Source organism: Burkholderia sp. SRS-W-2-2016, assembly GCF_001931485.1.
Taxonomy (GTDB): Bacteria; Pseudomonadota; Gammaproteobacteria; order Burkholderiales; family Burkholderiaceae; genus Paraburkholderia.
The window spans coordinates 26,886-41,185 of the sequence record NZ_MSDV01000017.1 but is presented as its reverse complement, the minus strand read 5'-3'; the positions used below and the strand labels follow the sequence as shown (position 1 = coordinate 41,185).

General features: G+C 61.2%; 15 protein-coding genes. 3 read left to right on the top strand and 12 right to left on the bottom strand.

What is annotated here, in order from left to right; genetic code table 11:
* Nucleotides 1-41 precede the first annotated feature (41 nt).
* Complete coding sequence (locus BTH42_RS05575; RefSeq protein ID WP_075296631.1) at nt 42-686, bottom strand: hypothetical protein; 645 nt, start codon at nt 684-686, stop codon at nt 42-44.
* 403 nt (nt 687-1,089) lie between these two features.
* On the opposite strand from BTH42_RS05575, the gene BTH42_RS05570 reads away from it, so the two are divergent.
* Nucleotides 1,090-1,404 carry a helicase gene (locus BTH42_RS05570; RefSeq protein ID WP_075296677.1) on the top strand — a complete coding sequence of 105 codons (315 nt, stop codon included), beginning with the start codon at nt 1,090-1,092 and terminating at the stop codon, nt 1,402-1,404.
* A gap of 262 nt (nt 1,405-1,666) precedes the next feature.
* On the opposite strand, the gene BTH42_RS05565 is transcribed toward BTH42_RS05570, so the two are convergent.
* Complete coding sequence (locus tag BTH42_RS05565) at nt 1,667-2,176, bottom strand: DUF1269 domain-containing protein (protein WP_075296675.1); 510 nt, start codon at nt 2,174-2,176, stop codon at nt 1,667-1,669.
* Nucleotides 2,177-2,682: 506 nt separating this feature from the next.
* On the opposite strand from BTH42_RS05565, the gene BTH42_RS05560 reads away from it, so the two are divergent.
* On the top strand, nt 2,683-3,345 hold the full coding sequence (locus BTH42_RS05560; protein ID WP_075296629.1) for a dihydrofolate reductase family protein: 663 nt from the start codon (nt 2,683-2,685) through the stop codon (nt 3,343-3,345).
* A gap of 195 nt (nt 3,346-3,540) precedes the next feature.
* Here BTH42_RS05560 and BTH42_RS35900 read toward each other — a convergent pair whose 3' ends face one another.
* The 3 genes from BTH42_RS35900 to BTH42_RS05550 all read right to left on the bottom strand — a co-directional run bounded on the left by BTH42_RS35900 (nt 3,541) and on the right by BTH42_RS05550 (nt 5,290).
* A complete protein-coding gene (locus BTH42_RS35900) occupies nt 3,541-3,813 on the bottom strand; it encodes a hypothetical protein (protein ID WP_256701812.1) in 273 nt (90 codons plus the stop codon).
* The gene (locus BTH42_RS35895) at nt 3,810-3,959 is read right to left on the bottom strand and encodes a hypothetical protein (protein ID WP_256701811.1); all 150 of its coding nucleotides are present in this window, start codon (nt 3,957-3,959) and stop codon (nt 3,810-3,812) included. Before BTH42_RS35895 ends, BTH42_RS35900 begins: the two co-directional genes overlap by 4 nt.
* Before the next feature lie 146 nt (nt 3,960-4,105).
* Nucleotides 4,106-5,290 carry a GNAT family N-acetyltransferase gene (locus BTH42_RS05550; RefSeq protein WP_178392123.1) on the bottom strand — a complete coding sequence of 395 codons (1,185 nt, stop codon included), beginning with the start codon at nt 5,288-5,290 and terminating at the stop codon, nt 4,106-4,108.
* Nucleotides 5,291-5,711: 421 nt separating this feature from the next.
* Here BTH42_RS05550 and BTH42_RS05545 point away from each other — a divergent pair, with 421 nt between their 5' ends.
* The gene (locus BTH42_RS05545) at nt 5,712-6,149 is read left to right on the top strand and encodes an ester cyclase (RefSeq protein ID WP_075296625.1); all 438 of its coding nucleotides are present in this window, start codon (nt 5,712-5,714) and stop codon (nt 6,147-6,149) included.
* Nucleotides 6,150-6,168: 19 nt separating this feature from the next.
* On the opposite strand, the gene BTH42_RS05540 is transcribed toward BTH42_RS05545, so the two are convergent.
* The 7 genes from BTH42_RS05540 to BTH42_RS05510 all read right to left on the bottom strand — a co-directional run bounded on the left by BTH42_RS05540 (nt 6,169) and on the right by BTH42_RS05510 (nt 14,144).
* Complete coding sequence (locus BTH42_RS05540) at nt 6,169-7,617, bottom strand: methyl-accepting chemotaxis protein (protein ID WP_075296623.1); 1,449 nt, start codon at nt 7,615-7,617, stop codon at nt 6,169-6,171.
* Between the two features lie 454 nt (nt 7,618-8,071).
* Complete coding sequence (locus BTH42_RS05535) at nt 8,072-9,109, bottom strand: spore coat U domain-containing protein (protein ID WP_075296621.1); 1,038 nt, start codon at nt 9,107-9,109, stop codon at nt 8,072-8,074.
* A 47-nt stretch (nt 9,110-9,156) separates the two neighbouring features.
* Entirely contained in the window at nt 9,157-11,541 is a 2,385-nt protein-coding gene (locus tag BTH42_RS05530; protein WP_075296619.1) for a fimbria/pilus outer membrane usher protein, read from the bottom strand.
* A 46-nt stretch (nt 11,542-11,587) separates the two neighbouring features.
* Nucleotides 11,588-12,394 carry a molecular chaperone gene (locus BTH42_RS05525; RefSeq protein ID WP_218641990.1) on the bottom strand — a complete coding sequence of 269 codons (807 nt, stop codon included), beginning with the start codon at nt 12,392-12,394 and terminating at the stop codon, nt 11,588-11,590.
* A 53-nt stretch (nt 12,395-12,447) separates the two neighbouring features.
* Nucleotides 12,448-12,969, bottom strand: a complete 522-nt coding sequence (locus BTH42_RS05520; RefSeq protein WP_083654663.1) for a spore coat U domain-containing protein — start codon at nt 12,967-12,969, stop codon at nt 12,448-12,450.
* A gap of 16 nt (nt 12,970-12,985) precedes the next feature.
* On the bottom strand, nt 12,986-13,525 hold the full coding sequence (locus BTH42_RS05515) for a spore coat U domain-containing protein (RefSeq protein ID WP_075296671.1): 540 nt from the start codon (nt 13,523-13,525) through the stop codon (nt 12,986-12,988).
* Between the two features lie 67 nt (nt 13,526-13,592).
* Nucleotides 13,593-14,144, bottom strand: a complete 552-nt coding sequence (locus BTH42_RS05510; RefSeq protein WP_075296615.1) for a spore coat U domain-containing protein — start codon at nt 14,142-14,144, stop codon at nt 13,593-13,595.
* Nucleotides 14,145-14,300: the final 156 nt, after the last annotated feature.

Sequence of the window (14,300 nt, the reverse complement as noted above, 5' to 3'; positions counted from 1 at the left end):
CCCGGTTAAGCAGACGCGAAAACAGCGCCGCCCAAAGTCGCTCAATTCTTTATGTTTTCCTCGCAATCGTCCCAGTACCGAAGCGGGTCGAGATGTTGTGGATAGCGCGACTTGAGCCACTCTGACAGCCTGGCCCAATCTGGATGGTTGGTACCCGTTTTAGCAGACCAGATCGCCGACCTTTCAAGAATTTGGCCGTTCCCGCGATCACGGACCAGCAAACTGCCTAGTCCGCTTAAACTGTTCGCCTGTGACTCGACCAGATACCTTGGCAGAACCCTTAGTTCGGCATCGTCGGCCCATCCGAATACAGCGCGAACCACTCCGGAGGGATCTCGCAGCTCTGTGGGTCCACTTGCTGGGCGTATGGCCGTCCACCCTTCAGGGAACTCGGTGATGACCTCGTTTTTGTCTTCCCTCATCCACTTCACGCGCCATGCCCGCACCATCGACTCGCGCATTCGAGACACCGACTCGTAGCAAGCAGGCAACTCGATAGCCATCGGAAGCGCAATGAGGTTGTCTTTCCAGAGTTTGGTTTCGTCGTCGACGCGCTCAACCACGTCGAACGCCCCTGGCTCAAACGGGTTCTCGGGCCGACTCGATACTCTCGCCTTCCCTTGGGGCAACCCCTCGAAAAGGCGCTCAGCATCATGCCGGGTCAGTTTCGTCTTTCCTTTTTTCATTTTGTCTCTCTACAGTAGGGTTGTCGCTAGTGCTTGCGCCCTCACGACCGAAATCAGGCGGCACTTTCTCTCACGCACTTTACCAGGCTCGTGATCTTATTCTGCGCCATTCGATCGCTAACGGCCTGTGCGGCGGCAATGGCGCGGCCGGCACCGACATCGTCTGGACCCGCATGCGGACACTGCCCAAATCATCCCCACGATCCTCTAGCTGCCGCCCTCGAACCAGAACGCTTCCAGCTACGGCTTCATCCGAAACACGGCAGAACGGCACCTGCGTCCCTGCGTCGGCCGCTGGCGCGGACCTCGCTGGACGGTGAATGAATGGAGGGAGTAAGGTGGGCGTCCGGAGTTGATCGGTTACGCCCCTGTTAGAATCGCGAACTTTTTCTGGGAGCGGAAAATGTCCTGGTTTATCTATGAAGTACCTGAATACAACGAAGACGGTGCGCGCATCGAACCCTTCAGTGACCTTCGTAGCCGCGTCCTGAAAGTCAGCGGGCAGGCAATGGCTGACGAGTTGGAAAGCGTCCGCGAGAACGCCGCGACGACGGCGGACACGCCCACGCGCCCGCTCCGCGGAGCGGAGAATCCTTACGTATTCCCGATCCCCTATGCTGACTCCATGATTCTGGTCGGATTCATTTTCGAACTGAAACGCGAGTTTCGACATCTGGTGGTGTCGCCCGTGGAAATGCCTTGGCTGAAAGACGCGTAAAAAACCGATCGCATTCGCGGAACTCGGTAACGGTCGCTCGCCGTTGCTCCTCGGCAAACTATCGCTGACGAGTCATAAGCCGGCACGCCAGCGTCGACATACCAACGTCGCCATGGCCGAATCGCTGCACTCGCAGCCGGCCCAGCTTCGACGCAGATCGACCGTACCGATGACCGGGTTGGGTGTCGTGGCGACTGCCAGGATTTGCGCGATCTCCGTCTTCAGAGATCGCCGCACTCGCCTTTATTTACCGGCAATGCCCTCAAGGAAAAATCGGCGTAGTAGCCTCCGCCCCTTCGACACCGGCCCTCGGGAAATGCAGCGCGACCATCTCCTCGATCTCCTGTTCTCGCGATCCGGGAACGTCGGCCATGATCAGGATCTGCCCTTCCCGAATCGCTTCACGAAAGCGCTCAAGCCGTGCATTCGGTTCATCGACACCGATCATCGCGGCCGTCCAGGCCCCGAAGCCCGCACCCGCCACCGTCAACGCGACGACGGCTCCGCCCGCAATAGCGAGCTGCGCGGGAGGAAAGACCAGCGCCACCAAGCCGACAAGCGCTCCGGTCGCACCGCCGAGCGCCACGCCGCGTTCGAGCGAGTGCACGACGTCGCTGCTTTGCAGCAAAGATGCCTCAGGTAACTGTTCAAGTGCGACGCTGTGATTCGCAAGAACATGAATATGTCGCCATGTGACCCGAGCGCGGAGCAAGTCGTCCACGATCGCCTTCGCGGTCGTCGTCTCAGGTACGAGGAAATAAAGACGTCTCATCTCGTCCTCCATCCATCAAGCCGTCCCGCAACGGAACGATGCTGTTTATCGTACGCCTGCGGCAGGTAATCGGAGAGCCCAGGCTCACGCAAACGGAGGTGTCTGGGCAGTTTTGCGCGGAACGCCCCCAAAAAGTCCGCCCGCAGGCATACGCGAAAGGAAGTTGTTAGCTAATCACTCACGCTGAGTTATCGCGCCATAAATCTGCCGCTGGGCAGCGGTGGATCTCTTCGGGTGGCACTTACGGTACCGGAGACGAACGCGCACAATCGGGCACGATTGGACGTTTAGCATTGTCTCCGGCCTGTCCTCCAAGCGAGCATCGATGTCGGTTTACTGTCCTTATTGGTGTTCGGTACATTAGCCGCACTATCGCGACACAGCTCGGAAAGCACCGCCGCGAAAACAATAGCTTCCGCGCGAAAAAATCTGTCCCTACTAATGAAAAATCCGGACGCTGGCGCTCATTGATAGCTGGCAGCCAAGCGTCTAACCGGAGGCAAACGATGACACGAGTTCGCGTTAATGGCTTCACTATCTCGCTCGACGGATACGGAGCAGGTCCGAATCAGGACATCGACAATCCGCTCGGCGTTGGCGGGACCGAACTGCACCAGTGGCTAGTCCCGACACGTACGTTCCAGCGAGCCTTGTTCGGCAACGACGGCGGGACGACCGGAGTCGACGATGATTTCGCCGCCCGTGGCTTTCAGAATGTCGGCGCCTGGATCCTTGGGCGAAACATGTTTGGCCCCATTCGTGGCGACTGGGCGGACACCGAATGGAAAGGCTGGTGGGGAGACAATCCACCGTATCACGTTCCGGTCTTCGTCTTGACCCATCATGCTCGCGCTGACATCGAAATGGAGGGCGGCACGACGTTCCATTTCGTAACGGGAGGGATTCGCGAGGCGCTAGACCGTGCGCGCGAGGCCGCTGGCGGAAAGGACGTGCGGATCGGCGGCGGGCCGGACACCATCCGGCAGTATCTTCGCGAAGGCCTCATCGATGAACTGCACATTGCCATATCGCCGGTCCTGCTTGGCCGGGGAGAATCGCTATGGGAAGGGGTTGATTTGCGGGCTCTCGGATACGAATGCGTTGAATCTGTTGCGTCGGGGAAGGCGACGCATGTTGTGCTGAGGCGTCAACGACGCGAAGAGGCCTAGCAAGCGTTGGCATCTTCTTCCTGGAGTTAATCGCAGTGACCAGTTTCAAACCCAGCCATTCTTTTTGGTTTCGGGAGTACTTGCCTCGTGCTCGATAGCTTCGAGTCCACACCCTTGTACTTTTCACTTGGAGACCAATTGCTGAACAAGGGCTTTGCTAAAGGCCTTTCTGTGTTGTTTTCGGGTACACACGGGTCATGAAAACGCGAACCAGGACGGGAGTTTTCCGTTCGCCTTTCCCGATAGCTGCTGGGTCAGGGTCGCCGAAAGCCACGTCGACATCCACAGAAAACCGGCTCGTTGGAAGATCCGAGGCACGATAACGATAGCCATGCACCAGACTTTGAAAGTGATCGGAACCAGCGTTGCCTCGGTGAGCTCCGCCGGGTCGTCGGCCGGCTCGGCCTTTGCAAATAGATCGATGTGCGTTTGAGGCAAAAGCGGATTCTCGAAAGAGTACTTCGTCACGCCTGAGCCTCGGGCAGTTGCTGCAAGTTGCGACCGAATAACGTCCATGCAGGATCGAACAGTTGATCGTCCCGCGAGATCGCCATTGCCGTTTTCAACATACTTAGCGCCATCGATCGCTGTTCTTCAGTAGCTGTTTTGCGCATGTCAGATCCCTGCTCCGACTGCTTTGAGAGCGTTGGCATACTGGGTTGTGCATGTCGCGGGATTGCGCACAAGAGGATCAGGAACGTTTTTCCAGTAAGCCTGAACCACTTCAGCGCAGGTGTAGGCACCACCGCACAAGACCCAGTCACCGTTCCGCCACACAACTTTGCGCCGCGCCCATACGAACACGCATCCGTTCCCACTGTCCTTGAAACGCACGCGCACGAAGAATTGCCCGCCCCCAAACGCTGACCGCGATCCGCAAATCCACACAGGAATAGCCGGAATCGCCCGACCAGACAGATTTGTATTTGCCCTCACCCGGCCCGAGGTCGACATCCCACCCATTCTCGAATGCCCATTTCATCACGTGTTCAATGAGCAACGACCCCGGCGAGAGCTTCGCATGGGCTGGATCGAATGCAGCCTGCATGCCGATCACCATCCGCGCGGAAATCGCCACGAGATTCATCGCGATTGCTTTTCCATCCAAGGACAGAACAAATAGTTTGAGTACCGACTCAAGCGCGCGATCCGCCGATATCTTTCGAACGAAATTCTGATAGGGCTCCTTGAAGAAATCCCCTTCTACTCCCATGCGGTCCGCCCACTGACTTTTCCATTCGAACATTGTCCGAACGTGAGTGGCGCTATCATCATCGGCCAACTTTGCGATGGCGATTTCAGCCTTTCCTGCTCTCGACAGGCGGCGCTGATGATAATCCTGCTCCTTGCGAAACGCCGGCGCCAATCCGCCGCGATATTCCTTCCACGATTCGTGGCGCGATAACGGAGCCACTCTGATCATGCGTCGCTCCCCATGCGATACGCATTTCTCTCTCGAACCGAGCCGGTACAGGATGGAATCCGTCCGCACCATCGGCAAGCTGATGAGATCGCTGCCGCATGAAGCAAGCAACACGCGCCAGGCCGCGGAAATCGTCGCGTCCGGATCCTCTCCATCCGCTACCAGTAAATCAGCTTGCTCCGAGGGATCCGGTGCGAGCGGCCGTAACGAGGTCCATAAATATTCGCGGTATCGAACCAACGGCCACACGAAGATCAGGCGGCCCTCTTTCCTGCCGACAATGCAATGCAAGGTCCCACCCGCTGGAATGGCGACCTCGCGCAGCGCATGAAGACAGTAACGGAACTGCAAAAACGGCGTGGCGTCGGCGGCATTCCAGAGGGTTTCCCAGTCCTGCTCGAGCGACAGAAAGTTCTCCGATTCGGTGATCACCTCAAATTGCGAAGTGGTCCTGATCGATGTTGCCCTTATCTTTTTTCCCGAAGAATAGAATAATCCGCCAAGTAAGAAGTTCGTTTTCATTCTGTCGGCTCGCGGAAAGCGTTTCAAAGAGATGCGGACAAGCCGCATCGGTTTTGGCTTCGACAAAATATCCGGGCACTATTAGCGCTTCAGGGGGTTGGCGCACACTCGGCGTGCTATTTATCACGCGCAATAGAAAAAGATAAAAATTACCGAGCGAGCAGTAATTTTTTCAGCACATCGAATAACGTTCGCCTGTCTTTATCGCACCACCGCGCTCCCAGGCTTTGGGAATAGTGACTTGATGAGGGACCACGAGGCGCCCATGCACTTCCTCCAGGAACGATTGATGCGAAACGTCGACGCAATCCACTCTCTTTTGCGTTGACGATCGGCCTGCCGCTAACGATCCTGATCGTGTTGGCGTTCGCGCCAGCTCGTTCACAATTAACTTACCCATCGGAGCAAAAAGGCGCTTGCGATGAACGATACGCATCTTGCTAATTTCTACCGCAACTACATCGACTGCCTGAACCAGCAGGATTGGGCGAGGCTCGGCGAATTCGTCGGCGACGACGTCGAATACAACGGCGAGCGGATCGGTGTGTCCGGCTATCGCGAGATGCTCGAACGGGATTTCCGCGCCATCCCGGATCTGCGCTTCGAAATCCGGCTACTCGTTTGCGAGCCGCCTCATATCGCGAGCCGCCTGCATTTCGACTGCACCCCGGCCGGTTTATTTCTTGGACTTCCGGTGCACGGCAAGCGCGTCGTGTTCTCCGAGAACGTGTTCTATGAATTCGACGGCGACAGGATCCAGCGAGTCTGGTCGATCATCGACAAGGCCGCCATCGAGCGCCAGTTATCGACGCACCTCGACAGCAACCCGGATTTGCCGTCCGGTAATTCGACCGACTGACACAACGCCAGCATTCAACTCAAACCCGCCGCGAAGCCATCAAACCATCGCCGCGATTGACGCTGCACTGTACCGCCCAGCGGCCGCCGAGCGCGGGCGCGATATAACCGATCTTCTCCACCGGCTGCTTCGTCACCGGATGCCGTCCGTTGAATTCGATCCAGCCGCCGCCCTGTTCGACCGCGCGCCAGCTGGCTTCGCGAATCGCGGATTGATCGTCGCCCGGTAGCGCGTCTTTGCGCAGTTTTCCCGCCTTGCCCGGATCCGAACCGAACGCACGAAAATAGTCGTCGCGGTCCGCAACCACGATGTAGAGATCGCGATCGCGAAAGCCGCCCTGCGGATCGTGAAAGCGGCGCACCGCCGCGTCGGGGCCTTCCGTATCGACGAGGCGTGCCGCGCGCTCGGCCATCGCGCGCGCCTCTTCGGCGCAGCCCTGACGCAACCGGATGTACCTGACGCCCTCGCTGAGTCGATCCGCGCGAGACTGCATCAAGCTCGCGGTTTCCACCGAGCCGCCAACCATTTCGCCATTGCGCTGGGTGATCTCGTCGAGTACTTCGACGGCCTGAGCGATCTCCTGCAACCCGGCCGTCTGCTCGTTGCTCGAGCGCGCGACGTCGCGCAGCAAGGTGGCCACGTCGCTGACCGCATCGACCGCGCGCGCGAGCAGATTCCTGCTGCCTTCGATCGCCCGCACGCCGTCGCTCACCTCATCGCGCGAATGCTGGATCAGCTTCTTCACTTCGCCGGCCGCTTGCGCGCTGCGCTGCGCGAGGGCCCGCACTTCGGCGGCGACCACCGCGAAGCCGCGACCGTATTCGCCGGCCCGCGCGGCCTCGACCGCCGCGTTGAGCGCGAGAATATTGGTCTGAAAAGCGATGCCGTCGATCACCGCGAGAATCTCGCCCATCTCGCGCGAACGCTGCTCGATGCGCTCGATGCTTTCCACCGATGCCCACACCGCCGCCTGTCCGGCCACCGCATCGGCATGCGCGCGCGTCGATCGTTCATCGGCTTGGTGGGTCTGATCGGTGTTGTAGCGAACCGCTTCGAGCAGCGCCTGCAGCGACGCACGGGTCTGCTCCAGACTGGCTGCCTGCGATTCGGTGCGTTGCGACAGCGAAGTCGCATGCCGGGTCGCCTGCGCGCCGCCCATCGCGATCAACTCGGCTTCGCTGCGAATTCGCGCAACCATCTGCGATAACTGCTCAGCAAGCTGGCCGCCCTGCGCACCGAGCGCCGCCAGTTCGTCGCGTCCCGCGAGCGGCACGTCCCGCACCAGATCGCCGTCGCAGAGTGCCTGCAACTGCGTGCGCAAGGTCGCGAGCGCATCGATCAGTCCATCTCCGATTACACCGAAAATCACCAGAAACTGCGCGACGCCGAACGCGGCGCCATAGTTGCCGCCCCAGCGCGCGGCGGCAATCGCGACCAGCGCACTGAGCACGGCAATTGCCCACTGCACGCGCAGATTCCAGCGACGCAAGGTCCACTTAAACGGAAGAGAAGGAGACGGTTGTTGTAACGGCGGCTGTGACGGTGACTGTGGAGGAACGACAGCAATGCGTGCGGTCTCTTGATAGGCTGCCATGAAATTGCCTCACCGTATTTTTTGTCTCTGATTACGAGCACGCGCATGAGAGCGGAGCCCGAAAGCACGTTGTCGGCGTGCGTGTTTTTATATATGCGAGGAGACACCTCGTAAGCGAAGTGTGTCGGCGCTGATTGCGCCGGCGAGCCTCCGTCTCCATTGATTCGCGGCATGCGGCGAGTGCAGCTATAACGCGAATTCGCGCGCAAATTCTGCCATAGGGGAAATGGCGCGGGTATCGCAAATGCCGCTATTTCCCCTCGATTCTATTTATCGCGCGAACGCATGTCGGCTCGCCAAGTGTTGCGAATACATTCTCCGCGGCCCGCTAAAACTGCACGTCGACCACCACGTTGTCGGTATAGGTACCGGCCGGAGGCGTCGCCTGCGTCTTCAGCACTTCCGCACCGAAGTAATAAACCTGCGATGTCACGCCGTCATACACTCCGGCGTTCGTGTCGGCGGAACTACTCGCGCGCCGCGCGCTGCCCGACGATCCCCACACGTCGCTTCCCGCCACCGATTGATACAACTGATAATTGAGGTAGTTGCCCGCCGAACTCTTCATCCGCCGGTACGTGCCGTCCGAATTATTGCCGTCGCTCATTCCGACGCTATACGCAGAGCCTTTGGTACAACTGACCAGCACGGTGCCTTGCTGCCGGCTGAAACTGCTCGCCAGCGGCTGCGAGCCGAAATTCACATTGGTCGCGGACATCGTGCAGTCGTTGCTGACCACCAATGTCAACGTAATCGTGCCGGTTTGGCCCGACCCCCAATTGGTCGGACCGCTCATACAACTTTGCCCTACGCACAGGTCCGTCACGCCCGTGGACTTGTCCCAACCAGCGCCATAGCAAACCGCGACCACCTGACTATTCGGACATACCAGCCAATACCATTGCAGCGAAATGGTCGCCGTATACGTGCCGGCGGACACATTCGCACCCGGAACCGTCGCGACGTAGAGCGGAAACGTCGTAATGTTCGGGCTTCCGCCAATGAACGTGAATCCGGAGTAACTGTAGGTCGTGCCGGTCACTAGCGTCTGCGAATGGTTGGGATCCGAATAGATCACGAACGGAATCTTCTCGCCGGTCGCGCTATTGGTCAGCACATTGTTCGATGTGCTATTTACTTTGACCTGAATCCAGTTGCTGCCGACCAGCGTAAAGCCACTACCGGTGTCGCAACCGATACCCCCTGCCGTCTCCACCTGCTGCGCGGTCGAACCGACCACCAGCGAACTGACGGTGCCGAAACTGGTGCTGGCGGGCCGCGCGCCGCATTGCGAACCGGCCCACGCGGGCGCGCCCACGAACAGCGCCAACGACGCGATCAAACAACGAAACAACCAGTACTTCACAACCCACTCCCCCGCCCGTTCGGGCGATAAAGAATTCGACCACGCCATTAGCGACACACCAGCGGCCCAATGCGCGGCACGTCGCCGGGCTTGCTGCTCAGATCGAAGCTCGTCGCGCAATGGCCGCCGTCCGGCAGTTCGATCGTCAGAACGTTATGCGGCTGCAGATGCTCGAGATAAACGAGACCGTCCCAGCCGACATAAGCGGTCTGGCCATCGCCGGTTTCGACGCTCGCACCGACCGGCAGATTCTTGCCGGCGGCATCCTGCAACACGACGCTCGCCGCCAGCACCCGCTGCACCGGAAAACGCGCGAGATAGCCCGCGCGCGACTTGACCGCGATGCGCTTCTCGACCTCCGGCGCTTCCATATCGACGCCGAGACCGAGCGGATCGATCTCGTACTTGCCGCCGTAATACGAGGTACTCCACGGCACCAGCAAATGGCCGCGGCTATCGGTCGAGCCGACCAGCTGATTCTCGTAACGAACCGGGATGTCCGGCTGCCCGTCGGTGCTGACCACCACGAACGCGTCGTTGATCTTGTTGGCCGCGAATACCGCGCGGTCCATCATCACCAGCGAGCCGCTCAGATCCGCCCAGCCGGTGTACGCGCCGGGACTGCCGTATGCGCCAGCCTGGGCCATCAGCTTGTTGCCGCGCCACGTCAGGCTGCCCTGCTCGTAGTTGCGGTTGCTGCCCGCATTCGTGCCGGAATAGCCGAGGTTCCAGCCGAAACCGCCTTCGGTCGGCGTCGAGCGCGAGTAGTCGACGCGCGCCGTGTTGGCGCTGCCCGAACTGTGTTCGAGACTGGTCGACACGAGATCGCGGCCGCCGAACGGCATCGACAGCTGCACCGCGCCGGACCAGCCGGCGCCCGCGCCGATCGCGCGATTCGCGGACACGCTAAGCGTGCTGTTGTGCCAAAGCGCCTTCGTATACGAGAGATTCAGAATGCGCGTGCGGCTGCCGTCGGCGGCTTCGACGTCGAAGTAACCCGCGCCGACACTACCGGCGCGCGCGAGCGATACGCTGCCGTACGCCTGCGTGCTGCTACGGCTCAACTGGAAGCCGGCCTGATCGTAGCCGGACAGATCGTTGTAGCCGGCGCTGCGTTCAATCCGCTGCGCGCCGAAACCGAAGTTGCGGCTGTTGTACTGATAGCCGACACTCGCCTGACTGCCGCTTTTGCCGTCAGCCTCGCTGCGGCTATACGAAACGTTGAGCACGCCTAACTCGGCCAGCTTCACCACGCCGCCGACACCGCCCACCGCGAGCCCCGGCGCGCCTTCCGCATGACCTTCCAGCGTCAGGAAATTGCTGACACCGTAGCGATACGACGCGCTCCCGGCCGGTTTGCCGTAGTCGAAACTGTCCAGCCCATAATTGCGGCGCAACGCACCGGCGGCGAACGCGTAGTCGGAGAGCCCCGGCTTCAGCAGACTGCTGGTCACGTAAAACGGCACGGTGGTCGACACCTGGCGGCCGAGCGCGTCGGTCGTCACCACGGTCGCCTGGCCCGCGCCGTTGACGAACGGCACGTTGGTCAGCGTGAACGGACCCGGGTTCACCTGCGAGCTGCTGGCCTTGAAGCCGTTGACGAACAGATCGACCGTGGTCGGCACCGCGGCCTGCCCCGCGTATTGCGGCAACGGATAGGTGACGACGTCGGGCCGCACGGAAAAGTCGCGCGACACCTGCACGCCGCCGATACGCACCGGCGAACTCCAGCTCAGCGAACGGTCGATGAAGTCACCTGCTTCATAGGTGATCATCCGTTCGTCGTCGGTATAGCGCCAGCTCGTGTCGTAGCGGGTGTAGCCGCTGCGCTGCGACGGGCCGCCCCCATAGTTGTACTGATAAACGCCGTTCGTCGTGAACACGCCGAAGTTCCCGAACAGACGCGCCTCGTTCCACACGGACGTGTACGCGCTGCCTTGTTGCGGATAGCTGGTATACGCGTCGTAATTCAGCACGCCGCCGAAACTGCTTTGCGCCTTCACGCGCTCGAACCCCTGCGCGCGGCCGATATCCTGACCCGGCAGCCATTCGGGCGGCACCGCGAGCAGCAGGCGCTGCGCATTGGCGTCGTAATCGACGTGGACCTGGGCCATCGTGTCGACCGCGATCTGTGCGCGCTGCGCATCGTCGACCGGCACGCCCGCGGCGCGCAGATCGTCGGGCATCACGTAGTAATGGCCCGCGCGATTTTCCACCGGCACGACTTTCCCGCTCGGCCGCTGATTGACGACGAGTTCGAGAAACAGCGTGGCGTTTTGCGCTTGCGCCGTCTCCGGCGCGAGTGGAGGAATCAGCGCGGCCCAACCCGCCGGGCTGGCCACGGCGGCGGCAACCGCCACCGCGATAAGCGTCGGCACCCGCGTATGGGCGCGCGAAGCCCGCCGCCTCTGCACGGCAGGACGAGACTGCATGGAGATACCTTCGGAAGTTCGATGACCGCTCGGCGCGCGGCGGGATTCAGCGGGCGTGCGGAATGGTTTGTTGGCGGTTCAGGCCGTTGACGTCGGCGCTCAACGCGCCGCCCGCGGCGGACACCTGCGCCGGCATCGGCCAACGCATCGTGCTGTGCGCGAGCACATAGCCGAACAGGCCGCCGGCGATCTCCACCTGCTTGCCGTTCTGCTCGATCGACACGTGCGTCAGGCGCGCATGCACCGGCCCCTGGTTGGCGATTTCGAGGTATTGCCTGCCGCCCTCCGCCACCTGGCGCCAGCTCAGGTCGGGCTTGCCCGCGCTCGCCGGATCGCGCTTCTTCTGCGGATCTTCCTTGGCCCACAGGTTCTTGCCGTAGCTGAACAGCGGCACCGCATAGCGCATCTGGAACTTGATGCCGGTGCTCTGGCCGTTCGGCTGTGAGGACGGCGCATCGGCACTGCTTGCGCCGGAAGCCGCGCCGGACGCCGCGTCGTTGCCGGCCGGAATCTCGTCGATGACGACCCGGTACGCGCGCTCGGTCGCGTCGGGCGCGGCCACGAGGCGCGTCACGCGAACCAGTTGCTTCTTGCCCGGCTCGATCAGGATCATCGGCGGACTGCCGACGATCTCCTGCTGCTGCGCGTACTGATCCTCTTTGCCCTCCTGGCTCCACGCGAAAATGCGCAACTGCAGACGCACCGGCTCGGCGCCGCGGTTTTCGAGCCACAGCGCGGTGGCGCGCTGATCGGCTTCCAGCACCGGGTCGATCGGCGAGATCAGGACGGAACTCGCGGCGTGCGCGTGCGAAACCGCTGCGGCGAGTACCGCGGTGGCAAAAGTGCGCTTCACGAAAGAACGCGCACGGCTATTTTTGAAAATCGAAAACATATCGGATTACTTATCTACCAAGAGAGGGTGACCGTCACCGTGTCCTGATAGACACCGGGCGGGTTGCTGCCGGATAGCGTTGCGACAGCGAAGATCGGCAGGACAATGTTGTCCGGGTCCGTATAGCTGATCGCGTAACTGCTTGCGGGCGCATACTCGCTGGCGAACCCTGCATCGCGATAAATCCGGTACGGAATCAGGTTGGAACCGTAGGCCATGTTGCGGGCGGTGCCGTAGTTCTGCCCGCTGCCTACTGTCATGCTCATGTTGACGCCCGGCGTGCACGAAATCGTGATGCCGGACGTGGCGCTCAGGCTCGCGTCGGCGGTGCCGGTTTCCGTCGCCGGATGCGAACCGAAATCGAGCGTGCCGAACGAAGGGTTGCTGATCGCGCCGTTGTTCACCTGGCAGCCGGCGGTGATCTGCGCGCTCACCTGGAACGTCGTGGTGGTGGCGGCCTGTAGCGATGCGCTCCACCCCGCCGCTGGCAGCGCGAGCGCCGCAACGAAATAGCGCGCGAAACCCTTCAGCTTCATATCGATCGAGAAACGTTTAGAACGACAGCTCGAGTCTGAGCGTGTCCGTATAAAGACCGGCGACGATGCCCGACGCGCCGAATGCGAGGCCATACAGCGCCACGTTTTGCGTGGTGCCGTCCGCGGTGATCGCTACAGCGGCCCCATTCGCGAGCACGTTCGCGTGACCCGCATCGGTGTAGATGCTGTACGGGATGTAGTGCGTGCCGTTGGCCATCGCGTGAGTGCCGACGCCGGCCTGCGCGTCGTGGGCGCCGCTCAGGATGCTCAACGTCGCGTTCGCGCCCGGCGAACAGCGCACGCCGATACCGCTCGACGCGTTGCCCATCACCTGCGCGCTTGCGCTCGTAAACACCGCTGACTGATCACCGAAGTCGAGCGTGCCGAACTCGACGTCGCCGCCGCTCGTGCTGCTTGCGTTATCGATCTGGCAGCTCGCGACCAGCGTGATGGTGGCGTTGATCTGCCCCGCCACCGATGCCGCCTGTGCGTGCTGAACAGTCGCCGCCAGTAGCGCCGCCACCGCCGCGAAAGAAAGAAGCCGGGATGTTTTCATCGCCACGCCGCCGGCAAACGCGTCATTGCCTGTACGGCAACGACGCGCTTCGCCTTGCACGGACTCCTTAGAAGTCCAGCGTCACGGTGAGGGTGTCGTTATACGCACCCGCCGTCTTGGCCGTCGCGTTCGGCGCGATCGCGCCGTAGATCGGCACCGTGACCGCGGTGCCTTCGCTCGGCACCTGATAGGTGACCGGCGTGTTGACCGGGTATTCGGTCGTGCGCGCGACGTCCTGGTACACGCTGTAGTCGACCGTGTCGGTGCCCGCGTCGAGCTGCATCGTGCGGGTGTTGCGCAGACCGCCGTCGATCGCGACGGTGAACTGGCTCACGCCCGGATCGCAGGTCACCTGCAGCGCGCCGGCCGGCGAGCTCGAACCGGTGACTTCCGCGCTCAGCGCGTTGGTCCACGTCGGGCTGGTCGAGCCGAAGTCGAGCGTACCGAAGTCGTTGATGTTCGCTCCGCTTTGCACGCTCGACCCGCTGCTGACCTGGCAGCCGCTCGACACGTTCAGTTGCACCTGGATCTGACCGGTGATGGCGGCATGCGCAGCACCGAACGGCATTGCCACGAAACTGGCGGCGGCAGCCACAGCGAGAAATTTAGCGATCCTCATTTGATACCTTATGGACAGAAGCATGAGCCGGACGGTGCTGGCTCAAAGTAGAAAAATACGTCGAGTGGGGATGTTCGAGGACGAACCCGAGCGGCGAAAACCGGGCTCCGGTAATCGCGACGCTGACTCACTACAGGCGTGGGATTTAAAACAAGA

What these genes read in the sequence shown, in the direction of transcription:
- BTH42_RS05560 (WP_075296629.1), top strand. Translation starts at nt 2,683, where the DNA reads ATGACACGAGTTCGCGTTAATGGCTTCACTATCTCGCTCGACGGATAC.
- BTH42_RS05570 (WP_075296677.1), top strand. Translation starts at nt 1,090, where the DNA reads ATGTCCTGGTTTATCTATGAAGTACCTGAATACAACGAAGACGGTGCG.
- BTH42_RS05515 (WP_075296671.1), bottom strand. Translation starts at nt 13,525, where the DNA reads ATGAAAACATCCCGGCTTCTTTCTTTCGCGGCGGTGGCGGCGCTACTG.
- BTH42_RS05545 (WP_075296625.1), top strand. Translation starts at nt 5,712, where the DNA reads ATGAACGATACGCATCTTGCTAATTTCTACCGCAACTACATCGACTGC.
- BTH42_RS05550 (WP_178392123.1), bottom strand. Translation starts at nt 5,290, where the DNA reads ATGAAAACGAACTTCTTACTTGGCGGATTATTCTATTCTTCGGGAAAA.
- BTH42_RS05530 (WP_075296619.1), bottom strand. Translation starts at nt 11,541, where the DNA reads ATGCAGTCTCGTCCTGCCGTGCAGAGGCGGCGGGCTTCGCGCGCCCAT.
- BTH42_RS05520 (WP_083654663.1), bottom strand. Translation starts at nt 12,969, where the DNA reads ATGAAGCTGAAGGGTTTCGCGCGCTATTTCGTTGCGGCGCTCGCGCTG.
- BTH42_RS05510 (WP_075296615.1), bottom strand. Translation starts at nt 14,144, where the DNA reads ATGAGGATCGCTAAATTTCTCGCTGTGGCTGCCGCCGCCAGTTTCGTG.
- BTH42_RS35895 (WP_256701811.1), bottom strand. Translation starts at nt 3,959, where the DNA reads ATGCGCAAAACAGCTACTGAAGAACAGCGATCGATGGCGCTAAGTATG.
- BTH42_RS05575 (WP_075296631.1), bottom strand. Translation starts at nt 686, where the DNA reads ATGAAAAAAGGAAAGACGAAACTGACCCGGCATGATGCTGAGCGCCTT.
- BTH42_RS05565 (WP_075296675.1), bottom strand. Translation starts at nt 2,176, where the DNA reads ATGAGACGTCTTTATTTCCTCGTACCTGAGACGACGACCGCGAAGGCG.